This is a genomic window from Streptomyces sp. NRRL WC-3742 (assembly GCF_000720635.1).
Classification (GTDB): Bacteria; Actinomycetota; Actinomycetes; order Streptomycetales; family Streptomycetaceae; genus Kitasatospora.
In genome coordinates this window covers 1-20,836 of record NZ_JOCF01000102.1, presented here as the reverse complement: position 1 = coordinate 20,836, position 20,836 = coordinate 1, and the positions used below count along the sequence as shown (strand labels likewise).

The 20,836-nt window shown below is 73.5% G+C and carries 19 protein-coding genes; 5 read left to right on the top strand and 14 right to left on the bottom strand.

Translation table 11 applies throughout. The annotated features are described in order from the left end of the window. Positions 1-102: 102 nt before the first annotated feature. On the top strand, positions 103-1,398 hold the full coding sequence (locus tag IH61_RS0137105; protein ID WP_078911688.1) for an acyltransferase family protein: 1,296 nt from the start codon (positions 103-105) through the stop codon (positions 1,396-1,398). A gap of 71 nt (positions 1,399-1,469) precedes the next feature. Here the strand turns inward: IH61_RS0137105 and IH61_RS0137100 are convergent, their stop codons facing one another. Together IH61_RS0137100 and IH61_RS0137095 are read right to left on the bottom strand one after the other, a co-directional pair. Beyond that, positions 1,470-2,039, bottom strand: a complete 570-nt coding sequence (locus IH61_RS0137100) for a Uma2 family endonuclease (RefSeq protein ID WP_031078270.1) — start codon at positions 2,037-2,039, stop codon at positions 1,470-1,472. A gap of 161 nt (positions 2,040-2,200) precedes the next feature. Next, a complete protein-coding gene (locus IH61_RS0137095) occupies positions 2,201-3,238 on the bottom strand; it encodes an aldo/keto reductase (protein ID WP_031078268.1) in 1,038 nt (345 codons plus the stop codon). Between the two features lie 100 nt (positions 3,239-3,338). Between IH61_RS0137095 and IH61_RS0137090 the strand changes: the two genes are divergently transcribed. Continuing rightward, a complete protein-coding gene (locus tag IH61_RS0137090) occupies positions 3,339-3,968 on the top strand; it encodes a TetR/AcrR family transcriptional regulator (protein WP_031078266.1) in 630 nt (209 codons plus the stop codon). 102 nt (positions 3,969-4,070) lie between these two features. Here IH61_RS0137090 and IH61_RS50105 read toward each other — a convergent pair whose 3' ends face one another. Next, positions 4,071-5,081 (bottom strand): TerD family protein, encoded by a 1,011-nt coding sequence (locus IH61_RS50105; RefSeq protein ID WP_031078264.1) that lies wholly within the window; start codon positions 5,079-5,081, stop codon positions 4,071-4,073. Between the two features lie 221 nt (positions 5,082-5,302). On the opposite strand from IH61_RS50105, the gene IH61_RS0137080 reads away from it, so the two are divergent. Further along, positions 5,303-6,643, top strand: coding sequence for a hypothetical protein (locus IH61_RS0137080; RefSeq protein ID WP_051838665.1), 1,341 nt, complete (start codon positions 5,303-5,305; stop codon positions 6,641-6,643). On the opposite strand, the gene IH61_RS0137075 is transcribed toward IH61_RS0137080, so the two are convergent. The 3 genes from IH61_RS0137075 to IH61_RS0137065 all read right to left on the bottom strand — a co-directional run bounded on the left by IH61_RS0137075 (position 6,640) and on the right by IH61_RS0137065 (position 10,140). After that, positions 6,640-7,158, bottom strand: a complete 519-nt coding sequence (locus IH61_RS0137075; protein ID WP_037973866.1) for an inorganic diphosphatase — start codon at positions 7,156-7,158, stop codon at positions 6,640-6,642. The genes IH61_RS0137080 and IH61_RS0137075 overlap by 4 nt on opposite strands. A 106-nt stretch (positions 7,159-7,264) precedes the next feature. Next, a complete protein-coding gene (locus IH61_RS0137070; protein WP_078911687.1) occupies positions 7,265-9,259 on the bottom strand; it encodes a CocE/NonD family hydrolase in 1,995 nt (664 codons plus the stop codon). Positions 9,260-9,402: 143 nt separating this feature from the next. Further along, entirely contained in the window at positions 9,403-10,140 is a 738-nt protein-coding gene (locus IH61_RS0137065) for a Mut7-C RNAse domain-containing protein (protein ID WP_031078257.1), read from the bottom strand. A 213-nt stretch (positions 10,141-10,353) separates the two neighbouring features. On the opposite strand from IH61_RS0137065, the gene IH61_RS0137060 reads away from it, so the two are divergent. Then, a complete protein-coding gene (locus IH61_RS0137060) occupies positions 10,354-10,881 on the top strand; it encodes an RICIN domain-containing protein (RefSeq protein WP_031078255.1) in 528 nt (175 codons plus the stop codon). Between the two features lie 57 nt (positions 10,882-10,938). Here the strand turns inward: IH61_RS0137060 and IH61_RS0137055 are convergent, their stop codons facing one another. The 8 genes from IH61_RS0137055 to IH61_RS0137020 all read right to left on the bottom strand — a co-directional run bounded on the left by IH61_RS0137055 (position 10,939) and on the right by IH61_RS0137020 (position 19,995). Continuing rightward, positions 10,939-12,219: an aminotransferase class V-fold PLP-dependent enzyme gene (locus IH61_RS0137055; protein ID WP_078911685.1), complete on the bottom strand. Its 1,281-nt coding sequence runs from the start codon at positions 12,217-12,219 to the stop codon at positions 10,939-10,941. A 12-nt stretch (positions 12,220-12,231) separates the two neighbouring features. Next, positions 12,232-13,563 (bottom strand): pyridoxal-phosphate dependent enzyme, encoded by a 1,332-nt coding sequence (locus tag IH61_RS0137050; RefSeq protein WP_031078251.1) that lies wholly within the window; start codon positions 13,561-13,563, stop codon positions 12,232-12,234. Continuing rightward, positions 13,560-15,062 (bottom strand): alanine racemase, encoded by a 1,503-nt coding sequence (locus tag IH61_RS0137045; RefSeq protein ID WP_037973867.1) that lies wholly within the window; start codon positions 15,060-15,062, stop codon positions 13,560-13,562. Before IH61_RS0137045 ends, IH61_RS0137050 begins: the two co-directional genes overlap by 4 nt. 418 nt (positions 15,063-15,480) lie before the next feature. Then, positions 15,481-16,239, bottom strand: coding sequence for a class I SAM-dependent methyltransferase (locus tag IH61_RS0137040; protein WP_031078247.1), 759 nt, complete (start codon positions 16,237-16,239; stop codon positions 15,481-15,483). 296 nt (positions 16,240-16,535) lie between these two features. Beyond that, positions 16,536-18,092, bottom strand: coding sequence for an FAD-dependent monooxygenase (locus IH61_RS0137035; protein ID WP_324607645.1), 1,557 nt, complete (start codon positions 18,090-18,092; stop codon positions 16,536-16,538). A 70-nt stretch (positions 18,093-18,162) separates the two neighbouring features. Beyond that, the gene (locus IH61_RS0137030; RefSeq protein WP_031078243.1) at positions 18,163-18,798 is read right to left on the bottom strand and encodes a TetR family transcriptional regulator; all 636 of its coding nucleotides are present in this window, start codon (positions 18,796-18,798) and stop codon (positions 18,163-18,165) included. Between the two features lie 77 nt (positions 18,799-18,875). Beyond that, a complete protein-coding gene (locus tag IH61_RS0137025; RefSeq protein WP_031078241.1) occupies positions 18,876-19,520 on the bottom strand; it encodes a GNAT family N-acetyltransferase in 645 nt (214 codons plus the stop codon). A 55-nt stretch (positions 19,521-19,575) separates the two neighbouring features. Beyond that, on the bottom strand, positions 19,576-19,995 hold the full coding sequence (locus IH61_RS0137020) for a winged helix-turn-helix transcriptional regulator (protein ID WP_031078239.1): 420 nt from the start codon (positions 19,993-19,995) through the stop codon (positions 19,576-19,578). Between the two features lie 87 nt (positions 19,996-20,082). Between IH61_RS0137020 and IH61_RS0137015 the strand changes: the two genes are divergently transcribed. Then, positions 20,083-20,836: NAD(P)H-binding protein (locus IH61_RS0137015; protein ID WP_031078237.1), on the top strand; the 754-nt coding region annotated here is incomplete at its 3' end.

Here is a 20,836-nt window from a genome sequence, read left to right as displayed (position 1 = left end):
CCCCCCGCCCCCACGAACCCGCCCGCCGCTGACCGATCGCGGGCGCACAACGGTCGGCACGCGGGTCGATCTGGCGTACGAACGCTGCGCTAACCTCCTCGGGTGTCTCTCATATCCCACAACCCGCCGCAGCAGGCGGCGGCGGACGGCGCCCTGCCCTCCGCCGCTCCGGCGAAGCCCCGCCTCGGCTGGCTCGACGCCCTGCGCGGCCTGGCCGCGCTGACCATCGTGGTCCAGCACTTCACGCAGCTGGTCATGCCGGAGACCTTCGTCCGGATCAGCCGCCACGTGGATCTCGGGTCCTACGGCGTCTTCCTCTTCTTCCTGGTGAGCGGCTACATCGTGCCGGCCTCCCTGGAGCGGCGGGGCAGCGTGCGCGGGTTCTGGGTCAGCAGGCTCTTCCGCATCTACCCGCTGTGCCTGCTCGTCGTGCTGGCGGGCGTCGCCGTGTGGAAGCTCGGCTACACCACCCCGGCGCTCTCCCCGGTGCACTGGTTCTCCGCCGCGCACCCGGCGATCGCCGCCCTGGGCAACGCGACGATGCTGCACGACTTCCTGGGCGTCAACGGCACGCTGTACGTGATGTGGACCCTCTCCTACGAGATGGTCTTCTACCTGCTGGTCGCCTCCCTGTTCGTCCTCGGCCTGCACCGCCGCAGCGCGGAGATCTCCGCGGGCCTCGCCGTGGTCGCGGTGGCCGCCGTCGGCGCCTTCCCGGTGCTCACCCTGTTCCACACCCTGCCGGGCCAGAAGCGCCTGGTCGCCGCCACCGCCGCCGTCATGGCCGTGGGCCTGGTCGCCATCATGAGCCGCCGACGGCCGCTGGCGATCCTCGGGGCGCTGACCCTGGGCGGCCTGGCCACCGTGCTGGTCATGGGGCACTCCCGGATGCCGGGCTGGTTCAGCCTGGTCGTGCTCTCCACCATGTTCGCCGGCACCGCGATCTACCGCGCCGAGCAGGGCCAGATCAACCGCTGGGTCTGCTGGATCGGCCTCGCCATCACCCTGGGCGCCGGACTCTACGTCGGCAGCCGCTACGGCGAGACCGGCCGGCGCACCCCCGAGATCCAGTGGCAGTGGCCGATCACCCTGCTCGCTGTCTGGGCGACGTTCGCCGTCGGCATGGCGCTGCGCAACCGGCGCATGCCCCGGGTGCTGACCTGGCTGGGCGGCATCAGCTACTCGGTCTACCTGGTACACGCCGTCCTGCTGTGCGTGCTGCTCAAGCTGATCGGCCCCGGCTCCGTCACCTCGATCGGCACCGGCCGACGCATGGCGCTGGGCTTCGCCTTCTGCGCCGCCGTCCTCGCCGTCAGCCACCTGACCCACCGCTGGATCGAGAAGCCGGCCCAGAAGCTCGGTCACCGCGTCACCAAGCTGGTCGACCGCAAGCGGTAAGCGCCGCCAGCTGCCGGAAGCCGTCTCCCCTCGGGAGGCGGCTTCCGGCCTTTCCGCCCCCGGCATGTCGGTTAGAGGCGAGCGGTGTCGAGCTCGACGTCGAAGGGCGCCGGTAGGCGGACGGGCGCGCCGAAGGGGTGCGGACCGCTCTCGCTCGCGTAGCCGAGGCGGCTCGGTTCGCTGAACAGCGTGCAGGTGCGGTTCTGCCGATCGATGAGGAGGTAGATCGGGGCACCGTACTGGCCGTAGCGGCGGCGCTTGACGACTCGGTCGGTCTCCGCACTGGACGGGGAGGTGACCTCGACGATCAGGAGGGTCTGGTCGGGCAGCAGCGCGCCCTCGGCCTTCGCGGCGAGCTCGGCGGGCACGACGGCGAGGTCCGGGATGTACCAGTTCTCGCTGCCGGGCAGGTCGAGGTTGCCGGAGCCGGACACCAGGTCGAGCTCGTCCGTACGGGGAGTGATCTGGCGGCGCACCACCTCGGCGGCGGACTCGTGCGCCCAGGACGGCGACCTGGGGGTGATGACTCCCTCGATGATCTCGACGCGGTCGCCGGCGAAATGTCGGATCGCATACTTCAACGCCCGCTCGGGGTCGCTGACAGTGCTGTAGTCGCCGGCGGCGTGGGGTGCCGTACTCACGACGAGCCTCCTTCCGTCCGCTCGTGATTCTGGCCTGCTCCACGGCGCTCATCGGCCTACCGAGCGGTGTTGGCGATTCTTGATCGTCCAGGGTCCTGGGCGTGGCCCCTCCCGTCCTGCTCCGCCCGTAATCGGCCGGGGTCAGGCGACCAGGGCCGGGCTCAGGCGACCAGGGGCGGGTTGAGGCGGGCGAAGGCGGGTTGGCGGTGGTAGGGGAAGTGGGGGTAGGGGGCGGTGCGGGTGCTGGCGGCGTCGAGGCGGGCGAGCTGGTCGTCGGTGAGGGTCCAGCCGACGGCGCCGAGGTTCTGGCGCAGCTGCTGCTCGTTGCGGGCGCCGATGATGACGGAGGAGACGGTGGGGCGGGTCAGCAGCCAGTTGATGGCGATCTGGGGGACGGTGCGGCCGGTCTCGGCGGCGATCGCGTCGAGGGCGTCGACCACGCGGTGGAGGAGTTCGTCCTCGACGGGCGGGCCGTAGTCGGCGGTGTCGTGCAGGCGGCTGCCGGCGGGGAGGGGCTCGCCGCGGCGGATGCGGCCGGTGAGGCGGCCCCAACCGAGGGGGCTCCAGACCAGGGCGCCGACGCCCTCCTCCTCGGCGAGGGGCATCAGCTCCCACTCGTAGTCGCGGCCGACGAGGGAGTAGTAGACCTGGTGGGCGGCGTAGCGGGGGCGGCCGTGGCGGTCGGCGAGGGCGAGGGACTTCATCAGCTGCCAGCCGGAGAAGTTGGAGACGCCGGTGTAGCGGACCTTGCCGGCGCGGACGAGGTCCTCCAGGGTGGCGAGCACCTCCTCGATCGGGGTGGCGGCGTCGTAGGCGTGCAGTTGGAACAGGTCGAGGTGGTCGGTGCCGAGGCGGCGCAGCGCGTCCTCGACGGAGCGGATCAGGCGGGTGCGGGAGGTGCCGGCGTCCCGGGGGCCGTCGCCGAGCGGGAGCCCGGCCTTGGTGGAGATGAGGACCTGGTCGCGGCGGCCGCGCAGGGCCTGGCCGAGGACCTCCTCGGAGGCGCCGTCGGAGTAGACGTCGGCGGTGTCGAAGAGGGTGACCCCGGCGTCGATGGCGATGTCGAGCAGGCGGCGGGCCTCCTGGGCGTCGGTGGTGCCCCAGGCGCCGAAGAGCGGGCCCCGGCCGCCGAAGGTGCCGGTGCCGAGACTGAGGACGGGGACCTTGAGGCCGGAGGCGCCGAGGCGGCGGTGTTCCATGGCAGTGTTCCTCCCTCGAACCCCTAATGGGACTCGCGTTCCGTTAAGATGCCTCGAACCTAGCAGACTCCGAATGGCTAATGGAACAGGAATCCCGTTAATGTCCGACGCTCCCGACGCCGCCCACGAGCAGCCCGGCACCGTCCGCCCCGGCGGGCGCACGGCCCGGGTCCGCGCCGCCGTCCTGCGGGCCGCCGAGGACGCCCTCGTCGAGCGCGGCTTCGCCGGACTGGACCTCGGCGACCTCGCCCAGCGCGCCGAGGTCGGCCGCACCACCGTCTACCGCCGCTGGGGCAGCACCACCGCACTGGTCGCGGACCTGCTTGCGGACATGGCCGAACAGTCGCTGCCGCGCTCCCGCTCCGGCTCGCTCACCGAGGACCTGCGGGCCAACGCGCACCTCGTCCGGCGCACCCTGGCGGACCCACGGCAGGGGGCGCTCTTCCGGGCTGTCCTCCTCGCCGCCGACGGGGACCGGGGCACCGCCGAGGCACTGCACCGGTTCTACCGGCGCCGGGTCGAGGAGTGGGCGCCCTGCGTCACGGAGGCCGTGGAGCGCGGCGAACTCCCGCCGGACACCGACCCGTTCGAGGTGATCCGGGCCGTCTCGGCGCCGCTGTACTACCGGATGCTCACCACCGCCGAGCCCCTGGACGAGGCATGCGCCGACCGCGCGGCCGCCGCCGCCGAGGCAGCGGCGCGCGCGGGGGCGTTCCGGCGCACCGCCTGACGGGCGCCCGCGAACGCCGAACGGCCGCACGACGCGTCTGCGCCGTACGGCCGTTCGACATGATCCCCGCGGCCCGCAGGAACTCCGCGGTCTAGAAGCGGTCTAGAAGAAGCCGTCGTCGTCGTTCTCGTAGTAGTTGTTGACGACCACCTCGGGGGCGTCGTCGCTGAGCGCCTCGTTGATCAGCATGCCGCCGACCAGGCCCGCCGCGCCCGCGCCGATCATGGCGCCGGTGCCGAAGCGGCGGCCGCCGCCCTCGGCGGGCTGGGCCTGGCCGGGCACCTGGGGCTGGGCCTGCTGCGGGTAACCGGCCTGGGGCGGGGTGTAGAACGGCGGGACGGTGGTGTGCACCCGCTGGGCGCAGGCCGCGCACGCCTCGACCTGGCGCGGCACGCCCCACTGCGGCTGCCACAGGACCGCCGTCGAGCCGGGGCCGTGCGAGGGGTCGAAGAAGCAGGTCACGGGGGAACTCCCTGTCACTGGCTGGTTCTTGGGGAGGACGGCGGGCGCAGCGGAAACGGCGGCGGCGGGAGCCGCGGCGGGCGCGGCGGGCTGGAGGACGTCCACCCCGAAGTCGGTGGCGATCCCGGCGAGCCCCGAGGCGTAGCCCTGCCCGATCGCGCGGAACTTCCACTCCGCGCCGCTGCGGTACAGCTCGCCGAAGACCATCGCCGTCTCGCTGCCCGCCTGGGCCGCCACGTCGTAGCGGGCGAGTTCGGCGCCGCTGTCCTCGTCGGCGACGCGGATGAAGGCGCCGTGGACCTGCCCGAAGGTCTGCCTCCGGGGCGCCGCGTCGTAGATCGCCACCGCGAACACGATCTTCTCGACCCCGGCGGAGACCTCCGCGAGGCCGACCTCGATCCGCTCCTGGTCCCCGCCGACCGCGCCGGAGGCGCCCGCGTGGCGGACGGCGCCGTCCGGGCTGCGCAGGTTGTTGAAGAAGACGAAGTGCTGGTCGGAGAGCACCTTGCCGCCGGGCCCGCACAGCAGCGCGCTGGCGTCCAGGTCGTAGCCGCCGCCCGCCTGCCAGCCGAGGCCGACGCGCACCGTGCGCAGCCCGGGGGCCAGCCTGCTCAGCGAGACGTTGGCGCCCCTGGTCAGGGCCACACTCATGGGACTTCCTCCACAGCCGTGCCGATTAACGTCTACCGTCGTATCCCCGTTCGACGACGACAACGCTGTAGAGGTCATCACGGTTCCCGGTTGATCGATCAGCGTCGAAGGAGTGCGCACCGGAACCGCGCCGGAACCGTCCCGGGACCGCGCCGGGACCGCGCCGGGCTCTGCGGCGGCACTCTGGCGGGGCGTCAGCCCGACCCCTATTGTCGGTGGACATGACACGCCTTCGCCGCGCCGCCGGGCTGGCCGCCGCCCTCACCGGAACACTCGCCGCCCTCCTCGCCCCGGCCGTCGCCCAGGCCGCCCCCGCACCCACACCCGCCCCGGCCGACTGCCTGCGCGCCACCGCCGCACGGCCGGACGCCGAACAGCCGGACGCCGAACAGGCCCGCCTCCAGGACGCCCGCACGGCCGCGTTCACCGAGCGCTCCGGCCTCGACGGGCTGCCGCGCGCCTTCCCCGCCGCGCTCTGCTCCGCCCGCAGCGCCCGCCAGGCCGAACGGGTCGTCACCGGCTGGGGCCGGGCGCTGTGGCAGGCGGGCGTGGACCGCGCCCAGGGCCGCCGCCCGTCCGGCGAACTGCCCGCCCTCGACGACCGCCCGCTGTACTGGACCAGGCTCGCCATGACCGTCCAACTCGCCCGCTGGCAGCCCGCCTTCGCCGTCGACCTGGCCGCGCTGCGCAGCCGCTTCGAGGACGCCTCGCGCGGACTGGACGACGGCTTCGGCGGCGGGTCCGAAGACGGGTCCGGCAACGGCTCCGGCAACGGGTCCGACGACTCCCCCGGTGTGCGGCACGTCTTCATCAGCGGCTTCGACCCGTACGGCCTGGACACCGAGCCCCGCCGCGCCAACCCCGCCGGCGCGGCCGTCCTCCAGCTCCACGGCCGCCGCATCACCCTCGCCGACGGCAGCACCGCCGAGGTCCGGGCCGTCGTCCTGCCCGTGCGCTACGGCGACTTCGACCGCGGCATCGTGGAGCGCGCGTACGGCAAGCACCTGGAGCCCGGGCCGCAGGCCGCCGACCTGATCACCAGCATCAGCCAGGGCTACCCCGGCGTCTTCACCCTCGAAGCCTGGGCCGGACGCGCCCGCAGCGCCGACCCCGCCACCGACAACGTGGCCGCCCGATCCGGCGGCACCCGGACGCACCCGGTGGACGCCCCCGGGCTGGGCGAGGGGCCCGAGTTCATCCGCACCAGCCTGCCCACCGACGCCATGACGGCCGTCCAGCAGCCGTTCCCGGTGTACCTCAACACCACCGTCACCGAGATCGCCGCGGGCGCCGAGGACCCCGTCGACCGGGAGGACGGCCCCACCGAGGGCTCGCGCGCCGTCAACGGCGGCGGGGGCGGCTACCTCTCCAACGAGGTCGCCTACCGCTCCAACCGGCTGCGCCTGGAACTCGCCCCCGACCTGCCCGGCGGCCACCTGCACACCCCCGTACTCACCGGGCTGCCCACCGAACAGGACCGCCTCACCGCGCCCGAGTTCGAGAGCAACGAGGCCGCCATCGCGGCCGAGGTCCGGGCGATCCTGAGCAGCGCGCGGCTCTAGAGGGCTCTCCGCTCATGGGCGGGGCGGGCGAAGCGGGTGCCCACCGCGCGGGCGCGGGAGGCGGCGATCTCGGCGTACGCCGCGTCCCGGTCCGCCCAGTGGGAGCCCTCGACGGACTTGCCGCGCTCGAGGGCCTTGTACACCTGGAAGAAGTGGGTGATCTCCAGCAGGTCGAACTCCCTCAGGTCGCCGATGCCCCGCAGGTCCCGGTAGCGCGGGTCGTGCGCGGGGACGCAGAGCACCTTCTGGTCCGGGCCGCGCTCGTCGCGCATCACCCACATGCCCACCGCCCGGCAGGTGCGCACGCAGCCGGGGACGGCCGGGTCGCCGCCGAGCACCAGGGCGTCCAGCGGCTCTCCGTCCCCGCCGAGGGTGCCCTCGACGTAGCCGTAGTCGGTCGGGTAGGCGGTGGCCGTGAACAGCGTGCGGTCCAGGCGGATGCGGCCCGCGGCGAAGTCCATCACGTACTTGTTGCGCGACCCCTGCGGGATCTCGATCATCACCTCGAACTCCACCGCGGCCTCCTCCGGCGCTCCCTGGGGAGATTCTCCGCCGTGCCGGGCCGCCCGGCACCCCTCGGCCGCCGTACGGCCGAGGGCGGCGGAACAGCGGGCCGGCCGATCAGCGCACCACCGGCAGGTCCAGGGCGGACGGGCGGGCGCCGCCGTGCCCGATCAGGTAGCCGGCGTCGCCGTTCGCCGGGAGCAGTTCGAAGGAGTCGGGGTTGGCGGCGGCGACGGTGAGCCTGATCCGGTCGCCGGCCCGGAACAGCGCCGCGACGGGAAGCAGGTCCAGGGTGACGGACTCGGCGCGGCCCTGCGGGAAGGGCCGGGCGTCCGCTCCGGCGTAGGTGCGCGGGGTGCGCAGCCGCCGCCAGTCCGGGTTTCCCTCGGCCAGGGCCCGGTTCTCCAGGGCGAGTTGGCCCTCCGTCAGGTAGGTGACCCTCCCGTCGGGTGCGACGTGCTCCAGGTAGACGTGCAGGGCGCCGTGCGCCGATCCGGCGAGGCCCGTCACGTCGAGGGTGACGCGGCCGTTGCCGGTCACCCGGGTGTCGGCGCCCAGGGGTGCGGTGGTGTAGCTGAGGAGCTTGGCGTCGACGGCTGCACGGTCGGGGTAGACCACGGGGGCCGCCCCGAGGTTGGTGTTCCAGCGGTCGAGGTCCCCGGTACCGGCGGTGGGGTCGAGCCGCAGCAGGTCGCCGCCCTGGCCGCCCTGGCCGCTCTGACCGCCCTGGCCGCTCTGGTCTCCCTGGCCGCCCTGGCCGCTCTGGCCGGGCGAGGGCCGTCGGCGGGTGAGGGTGTTGCCCTCGCCGAGGTAGAGCCGCTGGGTGCGGGTGCCGGGCAGGGGCCAGCGGGTGGTGGTGCGCCACTGGCCCTCGTTGAAGGTGTAGTAGTGCAACTGCCGCCGCCCGTCCGGCTGTTCGCCGTCGCGGACGTAGCGGTCGAAGAAGGCGTAGGCCCGCTCGTTGAGTGCGGCCCGTTCCTGCTGGGTGAGGGCGCGTTCGGGCAGGAACGGGTCCGCGAGGTGGGAGGCGCCGTGGTTCCAGGGGCCGAGCCACGCCTCCTGGGTGTTGTCGAGGCTTGTGAACTGGGAGAGCACCCCGTTGGCGGTGCCCGCGTCCAGCCAGCCGGCGAGGGTGAGCACGGGCACGCCGCCCTCCTCGATGGCCTCGGTGCGCTCGCCGACGCTGCCGGACGTCCAGTTCTTGGGCCCGTCCCGGTAGTCGCGGTAGGTGCCGGCGTGCGCCATCTCCACCAGGTTGGCGTTGCCGGCGTGCTCGGCGCGGGCGGCGGCGAGCAGGGCCGGGCCGTCCGGGCCGTCCACCGGGCGGGGTGTGGCGCCGGTGAGGCCGGTCCGTCCGCACAGCGCCCGGGTCTCGTCGCTGGTCTCGCAGGTGGTGCCCGCGCGGGCGTCGAGGATGCTCAGCAGCAGGGCGTACGGGGCGATGCGGGGCTGGATCTCGATGCCGCCGGGGCGCACGAGGTCCTCGTACGGGTCGAAGTCGTAGGAGGTCGGCGCGGCGGCGGCGATGTGGTGGTTGCCGAGGGAGGCGGCGAGCACGGCGGTGTCGCCGCCGTAGGAGACGCCGGTGGTGCCGACGCGGCCGTTGGACCAGGGCTGGGCGGCGATCCAGTCGCTGAGCGGGCCGCTGTCGGCGGTGATCTGCTCGCCGAGTTCGGCGGTGAGGGTGCCGAAGGAGGCGCCGGTGCCGCGCAGGTCGGCGACGACGTAGGCGTAGCCGCGGGCGTTCCAGGCTTCGGCGGTGCTGTTGGTGGCGTTGTCCGGGGCGCCGGGCAGGACGCGGGCGCGCCAGTAGCGCTGGGTGACCAGGACGGTGGGCAGGTGCGCCCCGGGGCGGGTGCCCTCGGGGAGGTGGACGTCGACGGCGAGGCGTACGCCGTCGGGCATGGCCACGTAGCGTGACCGAAGATGTGGCTCGGCGGCGGTGCCCGGCTGCGCGGAGGCGGGCGCGGCGGCGAGGCCGAGGACGGCGGTGGCGGCGAGCAGCGCGGCCAGCGGGCGGCGCGACGGCTGCCTCGGTGGCGACTGTCTCGGTGGCGAGTGCCTCTGCGGAGACTGCGGCGGCTGCGGCGGCTGCGAAGACTGAGAATCCATCTGACGACCCGGCCCCTCTCGTCACGTGCACGGAGTTTCGGGCTCGTCCCCCGCCGCCGATGGGACCACGGCCGCCGGGCCGCCTGCCAGGGCGCCTCGGGCCCTGGCAGGACCCCGCCGCATGGACTACACCGCCGCGCGGACTACACCGCCGCCGCGCCGCCGAACTCGCGCACGGCCTCGTCGACGATGGCCTCCAGCCGGGCGTGGTGGGCGCCGCGCCAGTACGCCTGTCCGCACTCGACGCACTGGGCGAAGGCGTCGTACGAGCGCTCCGTCCCGTCGTGCAGCTGCTCGCGCACGGCGGTCTTGCTCGCCGGGCGCAGCGCGCCGTTGCAGGCGGTGCAGCGGCTCCAGGGCGCCAGCGGCGGCGCGAACCGGGAGAGCACGTCGCGCAGCTGCTCGGCGGGGCGGTGGCTGTAGACGTACGCGCCGACCCACAGTTCGCGCCGCCGCAGCAGGCCCCGGTCACGGGAGAGCATGACGCGCTGCTCGGCGGCGGAGCGGGCGGCGAGCGCGGCGTCGCCGATGTCGGGGTTCTCGTAGGCTGCGTCGATGCCGAGCAGGCGCATCCGGCGGGCGAGGGTGCCCAGATGGACGTCGAGCAGGAAGCGCGGCGGGGCGCCTCCGGAAGGCAGCGGCCTGGCGACGGCCCGGACGGTGATCTCCTCGGCGTCGGCGGGGACGTGGGAGTCGGGCACCGGGCGGCCGTCCACCAGCAGTTCGCCGACCTCGGTGAGCGGGACGCCCAGCGACTCGACGACGTGGCCGAGGGTGGAGGCGCCGTCGGTGCGCAGCGCGGAGCGGCCGCCGCGCCGGGGGGCGGAGACGAAGAGGTGCAGCTCAGGGGCGAAGTCGAGCCAGATCTGGGGTCGGTCCACACGGCCAGCATGCCAGCGTGCGGCGGGCGGGGGCCACCGGTTTGCGGGCCGGGACGTCTCCAGTTTCGCCTCGGGCGCCGTCCCAATGCGCAGGTCATCGCACTGAGACGCCGTCACGGGAGCGTGGGACGCGGATGGGACGCCGTCAGCACCCCGCGTTCTGCGTACGTTGGTGATCCGTCCGTTCATCAGATCGAAGGAACACGTACAGACATGGCCATCCGCAAGCGCATAGCCGCCCTCGCCGCCGCCTCCGTCCCCCTGCTCGGCCTCGTGGTGGCCACCCCGGCGCACGCCGACGGCTACACCGAGATCAGGTTCGCCGGCGGCCTCTGCCTGGACGCCCAGGGCGGGAACTGGGATCCCGGCACGATCGTGCAGCTCTGGGGCTGCAACGGCACCATGGCCCAGCAGTGGTCCATCGAGTCGGTGGACTCCACCCACTTCCAGATCGTCTACACCCACTTCTCTCCCGACCGGCAGGCGCTGTGCGTGAACAACTGGGAGGGCGGCGACACCACGGGCAACCACCTCAAGCTCTACTACTGCAACTCGTCCAACCCCGGTGACGTGCAGTGGAACAAGACCTACTACGGCGGGCACATCCAGCTCCAGCCGAAGGTCGCGTCCAAGAACTGCCTGAACGGCTGGGGCGGCCTGAACCAGGGCGCGGAGGCCCGCCTGTTCAACTGCGGCGACTACGCGAACGAGAACGTCACGTCCCCCAGCGGCGCCTTCTAGCATTCCGACCGGTACGGCCGGCACCCCTCGCCCGGGGGCGCCGGCCGTACCGGCGCACTACAGGGTGAGCAGGACGGCCAGCAGCCGGTCGATCTCCTCCGGGGTGTTGTAGACGTGCAGGCTCACCCGCACCGAGCTCTCGGACTCCCCGGCCCGGCCCTGGCAGTGCCCGTCCGCCCGCACCATCAGCCCGTGGCTGGCGAGGACGAAGCCGAGGTCGTTGGAGCCGATCGCGCGGTGGCGGAAGGTGACGATCCCCTCGCGCCGCTGCACCTCGGTGTCGCCCGCGAGGCTCTGCTGGCAGCCGAGGACCTCGTACGCCTCCGCCCCGCGCAGCCCCTCGGTGAGGCGGGCGGCGAGGGCGACGATCCAGCGGCGGATGCGGTCGGTGCCGGCCGCCTCCAGCCAGTCGAGGGCGGCCTCCAGGCTGGCGATCCCGCAGGTGTTGGGGGTGCCGGACCAGCCGCCGGGCCGGAACTCGGGGCCGCGGAGGTTGCGGGCCCAGACGGCGCCGGTGCCGGGCAGGGCCATCGCCTTGTGCCCGGAGAAGACCAGGAAGTCGACGTCGAGCGCGCCGACGTCCACGGGCAGGTGGCCGACGCTCTGCGCCGCGTCCAGGCAGATCGGCACCCGGGGGCCGACGGCGGCCCGGAGGCGGTGGACGTTCATGTCGCCGCCGTAGACGTGGTGCACGTGGGTGGCGGCGAGGAAGGCCGTGCGCTCGGTGACGAGCCCGGCGAGCGCGGCCGGGTCGTAGTCGTGCGAGGCTTCCTCGTACGGCAGTTCGCGCACTGTGACGCGCACGCCCCGCTCGGCGAGCAGGTCGCGGGCCTCCAGCCAGGGCAGGGCGTTGGCCTGGTGGTCGGCGAAGGGGACGATGATCTCGTCGCCGTCGCGCAGGTGGTGGGGCAGCCAGTCCCGGGCGACCGTGCGCAGGCCCTCGGTGGCGCCGCTGGTGAAGTGGACGCCGGAGCGTTCCAGCGGCGCCGGGTCGCCGAGGAAGCGGGCGACGCGGGCCCGGGTGCGCTCGACGAGGGCGGTGGTGGCGTTGGCCCAGGTGTAGGTGCCGCGCCCGGCATTGGCGTTGGCGGTGGTGAGGTACCGCTGGACGGTGTCGAGCACGGCCTGCGGCTTCTGCGAGGTGGCCGCGCTGTCCAGGTACGCCAGGCCGGGGCTGCCGGTGACGATGGGGAAGTGGGCACGCAACTCCCGCTGCCAGTCGCTGAGTTCGCCCAGGTCGGCAGCGATGTCGGCGATGTCGGCAACATCGGCTACGTCGGATACACCGGATACATCGGATACGCCGACCGGGGTACATCGTTCGTCGTGGGTGGTCATGGCCGCCTCCGTTCAGTCCCGGACCAGGGGGGCGCCGGCGTCGCGCCAGCCGATGATGCCGCCGGCGAGGCTGCGCGCGTCCCGGTGTCCCATCCGGGTGAGCAGCGCCGCGTACCGGACGGACTTCTCGCCGACCGGGCAGGCCAGCAGCACGGGCCGGCTCGAGCCGAACGGCAGGCCCCCGTACAGGAGTTCGTCGAAGAGCTCGTCGACGATGTTGATCGAGCCCTCGATGTGCAGGGCCGCGTAGGCGACGGGCCCGCGCAGGTCGACGACCAGCGGGCTCTCCTCGGCGATCCACCGGCGGGCGGCGTCCACGTCGAGGGAGCGGGCCGCCTCGACCTCCGAAGGGACCAGTGTGGCCAGGGAGTTGGGCCGCGCGGGCCGGTTGAGAAGCTCGGGCCTTCGCTGGCGGATGTAGCTCAGGTAGCTCTCGGCCCGGTCGCAGACGATGAACACGGCCGTCCTGCGCTCCTCGCAGTCCGGGCCCAACTCCTCGTCCACCGCCCGCAGATGGCGCAGCGCGCCGTGGAGGGCGCCGCCGCCGGTGGGGCCGGCCAGCATGCCGCAGCGGCGGATCAGGGTGAGCATGCCGTCGATGGCCTCGTCGGCGGTCACCGAGGTGATGGTGTCGTACGTGGCGGGGTCGAACAGGCCGACCTCGTGCACCTCGTCGATGGTGCGGATGCCGGGGATGAAGTCGGACTTGTGCGCGACCAGCCCGACCACCTCGACCTTCGGGTTGTGGGCGCGCAGCACGCTCGCCACGCCGGTGGACGATCCGGCGGTGCCGACGCAGGCGATGAAGTGGTCGGGGGCGCGGCCGTCGAGGTCGCGGAGGATCTCCGGACCGGTGCCGGTGAGGTGCGCCTCCAGGTTGAGGGGGCTGTAGTACTGGTCGGTGTGCAGGTACCCGGAGTCGGCCTCGGAGAGCATCCGGTGGATGCGGGTGAGCGGGTCGTCGGTGTCGGTCGGGTCCAGGCACTCGGTGCGGCCGGGCAGTTCCTCGATCTCGGCGCCGAGGAGCAGCAGCAGGTCCTTGACCTCGGGGACCTTCATCCGGTTGGTGACGCTCTTGAACGGCAGTCCGTGCATGCCGGCGATCAGGGCGAGTGCCTTGGCGGTGTTGCCGCTGGACAGTTCGACGATCGTGTCGCCGCGTTCGACGGCGGCCGGGAGCGCGTCGCGGGTCATGGTCCAGGCGGCGCGGTCCTTGACGGAGCCGAAGGGGTTGAGCATCTCCAGCTTGGCGTACAGGTCGATGTGTCGAAGACCGGTCACCGCCGGGTCGATCCGGACCAGCGGGGTGTCGCCGATCGCGTCCGTGATGCTGTCGTACCTCATGCCTGTCTCTCCCCCTGTTCCTCGGCGACGGTGGTCGTGTCGGGCGTTGTGTCGGGCGCTGTCGCGTCGATGGGCCAGTACTGCTCGTCCAGGCGCCAGTGCCAGGCGCCGTCCTGCCGGTGGACGGCGACCTTGCGCGCGACGGGCTGCTGGAGGGCCCGGTCGGCGCTGAAGTCCATGAAGTACCCGGCGGTGTTGGCGAAGGCCAGCAGGTCGCCGGGGGCCGGGAGGCGGGGCAGGAACACCTTGCGACGGGTGATCAGGTCGGCCTCCAGGCAGAGGTTGCCGATCAGGTGGACCCCGTCCGGAGCGCCCGGAGCGCCCGGTGCTGCCTGGGCTGCGGGGGCGGGGGCGCCGGGCCGGGGGACGAGGACCGGGTCCATCAGGACGCCGTGCTCCTCCAGGCTGACGTCCCGGGCGTTCATCTCCAGCCGCACCAGGGTGTCGCCGCCCGGCGTGCGGCGGACCTCCAGGACGCGGGCGAGCGCGGCCCCGCACTGGTCGACCAGCGCCCGGCCGGGCTCCACGGCCAGGTCGTACAGGTTCTCCAGCAGCAGGGTGGCCAGCGGCCGTCCGAGCGTGGGCGCCGGGTGGGAGAGCAGGGCGTCCAGGTACGCGGCGGCGGCGAGCGGGCGGTGCGCCGGGTAGAGGCCCAGGGCGCCGCGCAGGGTGCCGGCCTCGTTGCGCAGCCCGTAGCCGTGGCCCTGCCAGGTGAGCGGGTCCCGGTGGCCGAGCACGGCGTTGGTGAGCTCGGTGGTGTACCGCTGCCACTGGGCGCCGTCGGCGAGGTAGTCGACGCCGAACCCTCCGCCGATGTCGATCGTGCGGGGGTGGAAGCCGCGGCGGTGGCACTCGTTCATCGCCTTGATGCAGGCTTCGAGCGCCACGGCCTTCTCGTTCAGGTCGACGGTGTCCAGGTGGTAGGCCAGGCCCGTGAGTTCGACGGCGTCCCGGTGGCGTTCCAGTGCGTCGAGCAGGCCGTCGAGCGCGCCGACGTCCGTGCCGAAGCGGCTGGGACGGCTGAGCACCGTGACGCCCGGCGCCCGGAAACCCGACAGCCGCGGCAGGACACGCACCCGGGGCAGGGCGTTCTTGCGCACCAGGTCGGCCAGCTCGTCGAGTTCGGCCGCGGAGTCGAGGCTGACGGCGACGCCCGTACGGGCCGCGAGCCAGAGGAACGCGCGGTTCTTGGGGCCGGTGGCGATGATCCGCTCGGGCGTGAGCCCGTCCCCGAGGACGTGCTGGAGTTCGGCCAGGGAGGCGACGTCCAGCCCGGCCTCGGTGGCGGCGAGGCGGCGCACGAGCGCGCGGGAGCGGTTCGCCTTGTGGGCGAAGTGGATGGGGCCGGAGAGGTGGTGCTTGCGGTAGACGGCGCGGAAGCGGGCGAGGTTGTCCGCGAGCTGTTCGGGCAGGAGCACGTTCAGGGGCGACCCGAGCGCGTCGACCAGCGGGTGCAGGAAGTCGCCCGCTTCCAGGAGGGCTCGGAGCCGGGGCTCCAGCCGTGGTTCGAGCCTGAGCGGTTCAGGATGGGGCGGTTCAGGATGGGGCGGTTCAGGATGGGGCGGTTCGGGATGGGGCGGTTCGGGGTGGACCGGCCCAGGATCGAGCGGTTCGGGATGGAGCGGTGATGACCGCATGGCGAAAACAGCTCCCCGTCATCGGAAATCGGATGAAATCGGCATGAAGGGGGCACGGCAGCCACCGACAGGCTGCCCCTTGTCGGCCGTCGTCCCCGGTCGTCCGCGCGCCGGTGCACCGGCGCGCGGGAGGTCGGACACCGCGCGCGGAACTCACCGCGAGGGGCGTCGGCCACCGAGGGAAACGGTAACTGTTTTCAGTTTCACGCAACAGGACTTTCTGTCACGCCATCGCAAAGGATGTGCCAATGCGGAGAGTTGACGTCCAGTTAGGAACTTCTCAGCGCAGCGCCACCAGGACGGCACTGGTGCCGTACTGCCAGACGAGGCCCGCCTGGCGGAAGCCCGCCCGCAGCAGCAGGTCCGCGTGCCGGGCGACCGAGAGACCGTTCCCGTCGCCCTCGCTCGGCGGCAGCTGCCGCGCCCGGGCCTCCAGCAGATCGGCGAACTCGGGGATCCGGGCGGCGGCCGCCCACCACTGCGACCAGTCCTCGGCCGCGCCCTCGCCCCGGCGCTGGCAGCGGCGCCGCTCCACGGCGAGGGCGAGTTCGGCGAGCGAGGGCTCCTCCGGGACCAGGTGGTCGGCGTTGACCAGGACGGCGCCGGGGCTCATCACGTCCGCGAGGTCGCGGTAGATGCCGAGGAGCGTCTCCGGCGGCGGGTAGTGCAACGCGGTCGAGGACACCACGGCGTCCAGCGGACGGTCGAGGCCGAGCGCGTCGATCCACCCCGGGCGGCCGATCAGCGTCTCGACCCAGCGGGCGACCTGGGGCCTCAGGGCCCGGCCGAGGGAGAGCAGCAGCGGGTCGATGTCGACGGCGAGCACCTCGGCGTGCGGCAGCCGGGCCGCCACCCGCGCGGACAGGGAGCCGGGCCCGCTGCCGAGGTCCGCCACGAGCGGGCGCTCGCGGTGGCCGGCGATCTGCTCGACCACGTCGGCGACCACGGTGAACCGCTCCTCGCGCTCCACCGCGTACCGCTCCTGCTGGCGCTCCCAGCGCTCGATCCAGGTTTCGGCCAGGGCCGCATCGACCGGCATGTCCACTCCCGCCGTGTTCGCGCGCATTTTCGAGCACTCCGCTCGTCGCCAGTGTTTGTCATGCTCAGCCCATGCCGCAATGGGGCCGCAGGGTGAGGGCCATCACCGCGAAACGATATCCGTTTTCATTTGTGGTTGCACGGCGCGGCGGTGAGATCGGCGGACAGGCCCCCTGTCACGCCGGGCCCCTTGTCGCGCCGGGGCGGGAACTACGCCAGTAGTGGCACTACTGCAGTAGTGCCACTACTGGCGTAGTGCGGCGCTGCACGGCGCTGCCCGGGGCTGCCGACGGTCGGTCAGGCCGCGAACCAGCGGGCGAGTGCCGAACGGAGCGCGTCCAGCTCGGCGGGCGCCGGGCGGGGTGAGGCACTGGCCCAGGCGACATAGCCGTCCGGGCGTATCAGCAGACCGGTGAGGCCGGGCGCGCCCCCCGGGTCCGGCTTAGCGAGGACGAGGTCGACGGCCTCCTGGCCTTCCGTCAGCACCGAGGCCGGCAACCGGTCCTCGGTGAGGTCGACCAGCAGCGGCCGGGCAGTGCGGGCGAGCTCGGCGAGCCGGACCTGGCCCGTCGGGGTGCTCAGCTCCAGCTCCGGCGCGAAGCGGCCGACGGCGGGGTGGGGATCGGCGAGGCCCATCTCGTAGCGCACGTCGGTGCCGGCGGTGAGGTCGGCGAGGTGCTGGACGACCTCCTTGCGGGTGAGCAGTTCGGCGAAGAGCTCGCGCAGGGCGGTGGTGTCGCTGCCCGGCGCGGTGAGGGCGGACTGCGCCTCCGCGTTCAGCACCATGCGGCGAGCGGCCTGCCGGCGCTCGGTGTCGTAGGTGTCGAGCAGGCCGGGCGGGGCGGTGTCGCGCAGGGCGGCGGCGAGCTTCCAGCCGAGGTTGGCGGCGTCCTGGAGGCCGAGGTTCAGCCCGGGTCCGCCGCCGGAGGTGTAGACGTGGGCTGCGTCCCCGATCAGGAAGAGCCGGCCCTCGCGGAACCGGTCGGCCACGCGGGTGTTGCCGCCGTTCAGCCGCCGCAGCACGTGCGGGCCCTCCCCCTGCGGCGGGCCGAGCGGCAGGTCGACGCCGAGCACCCTGCGGATGCTCTCCTCCATCTCGGCGAGGGTCATCGGCTCGTCCGTAGCGGGCTGGTCCCACTCGGTGGTGCTGACCAGCGGCGGCTGGCCGGGGAAGGGCGCGTAGGAGAAGCCGCCCCCGTCGGTGCGGTGGGGCAGGAACGGCAGCACGGGCCCGTGGCCGGGCACCGTCAGGGCGCCGCTCGCGGGGTCCACCCAGTCGGCGGGGACGGTGGCGTGGGCGGTGCGGTTGGTGCGGCGGTCGTAGCTGACGCCGGGGAACCCGATGCCGCCGCGCTTGCGGATCACGCTGCGCGCGCCGTCCGCGCCGACCGCGTAGCGGGCGCGCAGCCGCTGCTCGCCCTCGGGGCCGGTGACGTGGAGGGTGACGGCCTCCCCGTCCTGGGTGACGTCGTCGACCCGGTATCCGCGCCGCAGGTCGACGCCGAGGGAGAGGGCCCGCTCCTCCAGGAGCTGCACGATGCGGTGCTGCGGGGCCGCCAGGCCGTACACCGGGCTGGCGTCCAGCAGGCCGAGGTTGAGGCCCATGGCGGCGAACATGAAGTAGGCGGAGTTCGGCTGCGGGGGCTCCGCGCTGCCGCTGAGCGGCTCGTACAGGCCCCGGTGGTCGGCCAGGCGTACGACCTGGCCGAGGAGGCCGTTGGCCTTGGGTTCGGTGCTGGGCTGCGGCAGCTGCTCCAGCACGACGGGGCGGATGCCCGCCAGGCTCAGTTCGCAGGCCAGCATCAGCCCGTTCGGGCCGCCTCCGACGATGATCACATCTAATGTCATGGTCATGCCATATCTCCTTGGGTGCGAGAGCCACGTCGGTGGCACCCGAAGCGAATGGGACGCCGCGCTCCCGGCGTTACGGAACGGGCAGCCCTGCGGCGAGCTGCTCGAAGACCTCGGCCAGGACGGCGCCCAGCGGTGCGGACGCCTCCGGCCGCAGGCTGCGCTCGACGGCCACCCCGCTGCCCGCCGCGACCACGGCCGCCACCAGGTGCGGGTACACGTCGCGCTCGAGGTCCGTCCCGGTGCGCAGCGCGACGGCCCTGGCCAGCTCCTGCTGGGCGGCGGCGTTGGCCTTGACGATCTCCCCGGCCAGCGCGGGCTCGGCCAGCATCAGCCGCACCCCCTCGCGCCAGCGCTCGTTCTGCGGCTCGGAGCCGTCCGACGGCGCGAACCGCCCGAGCACGGCGTGGAACAGCGAGTCCCACAGCGGCTCACCGGCCGGGCGCTCCAGCAGGTCGTCGGCCACCTCGTGCATCCGCTCCAGGTGGCTGGCGGCGATCGCCTCGGCCTTGCCGGCGAAGTAGTTGCGGAACGTGCGGACCGAGACGTTCGCCTCGGCCGCGATCCGGTCGACCGTCACGGCGTCCCAGCCGTGCAGGACGCAGAGCCTGATGGCCGCCCGGCTCAGTGCGACCCGGGTCTCGCGCTTCTTTCGCTCGCGGAGCCCGGGCTGCCCTGCGGTGGTACGGGTCTCGTCTGCTGGTGCCATGCGGACAGCCTAGAATGAAACTTGCCGCCACGGCAATGTTTCCGTGGCGGCAAGTTTTTGGATTGTCGGGCGGCGTCTCAGCCGATCCCGAAGAGCGCCTCGCAGCCCGCGAACCCGCTCACCGTCACCGGCGGGCGCTCCCGCCCGTACCAGTCCTCGCGGGAGAGGCGGAATCGCTGCGACTCGACGACCTCGCCGTGCAGGACGTCCCGCGTGATGCCGTCCGGGCGGTAGCCGAGCTTGCGCGACACGGTCAGCGCGGAGTGGTTGTCGGTGAAGGAGGCCGAGGTCGCCGAGACCGCGCCCAGTTCCGCGAAGGCGAGGTGCAGCACCGCGAGGCGCATCTCCGTGCCGAGCCCGCGCCCGTGGTGCTCCAGCCCGAGCCACGATCCCGAGACGATCTCGCGGCGGACGCCGAAGTCCACGGCCCGCAGGTCCTGCATGCCGATCGGGCGCCCCTCGTGGAAGGCGACCAGGTCCAGCGCCCAGTCTTTCGGCGTCCACCGGCCCAGCCGGCTCCAGTGGGTCTGCATCACGTCCAGGGCGCGCCCGGCCGGAGGCTGGTCCGTCCAGGGCGTCAGGAAGGGGCGTTCGTCCGGGCCGTGGACGCCGCGCGCGGCGACGTCGGCGATCTCCGCCAGCTCCTCCTCGGTGGGGAGCCGCAGCTCCAGACGGTCCGTCCTGACGCTGAGGCCCCTGATGGGCCAGTGGTTGATGAGCATTCGCACCAGTGTGCCGAGGGCGCCGTCGTCGCGCACGCCCTTTTCTGAGCCGCCGTCAGCGGATGTCGTGGTCGGGGTGGTCCCGGTCGTAGGCGTGCCGGGCCTCGGCGATGACGGCGCGGTGGGCGAGCGACCAGTCGGCGAGGGCCTTCACCAGGTGGGTCAGGCCCGCGCCGGTCTCCGTCAGCCGGTAGTCGACCTGGGCCGGAACGGTCGCGTACACGGTGCGCAGCACCAGGCCGTCGCGCTCCAGCCGGCGGACGGTGAGGGTGAGCATCCGCTGGGAGATCCCCTCGACGGCGCGCTGGAGCTCGCGGAACCGCCTCGGCCCGCCGGCGAGTTCGACGATGACGAGCACCGACCACTTGTCGCCGATGCGGTCCAGGACGTCACGGATGCCGCAGTCGGGGTGGTCCTCGCGACCGCAGGGGTCGAGGGCGGCGGGGGTGGTTACCCCGGTGTGCGTGGGTGACATCGAACTGCCTCCTTGTGGTCGGCGGGCGGGCGATCGAGGATCAAGCGTAGTTACCGAAGAGAACCACGACGGAAGGCCGCCACGCTCATGATCCTGGTGACAGGCGCTCACGGAAACCTCGGCTCGGCCGCGCTGGCCGCACTACGGGCCGCCGGCGCCACCGCGACGGGCGGCAGCCGCACGCCCGGCGAGGGGATGCGGCGCCTCGACTTCGACCACCCCGCGACCCTCGACCTCACCGGAGTGTCCACCCTGCTGCTGGTCTCCGCCGGCTACGCCGAGGACGACGTGGTCCTCGCCCGGCACGCGGCGGTCCTGGACGCCGCCGTACGCGACGGCGTCGGCCACCTCGTCTACACCAGCCTGACCACGGCCGGCGACCACCTCGGCTTCGCCCTGGCCCACCGCGCCACCGAGCGCCTCGTCCGCACGAGCGGGCTGCCGTGGACGATCCTGCGCAACGGCCTCTACGCCGAGCTCTTCGGCTCCATGCTGAGCTGGACGGCCCGCGGCCTGGAGTCCCCGTTCGCCGACGGCGCCCTGGCGGCCGTCGCCCGGCAGGACCTCGCCGAGGCCGCAGCCGCCGTCGCAGCCGACCCGGCCCGCCACACCGGACGGACCTACGACCTGGTCGGCGCCCCCGTCACGGCCGACCAGGTGGCCACCCGCCTCGGCGTCGCCCACCACACCATCCCCCTCGGCGAGTTCCGACGCCGCCTCCTGGAGGACTCGCCCGGCCTCCTCCCCTTCCAGGCCCCCATGGCCGCCTCCATCGCCACGGCCATCCGCCACGACTTCCTCGCCGCCCCCTCCCCCGACCTCACCGCCCTCCTCCCCCACC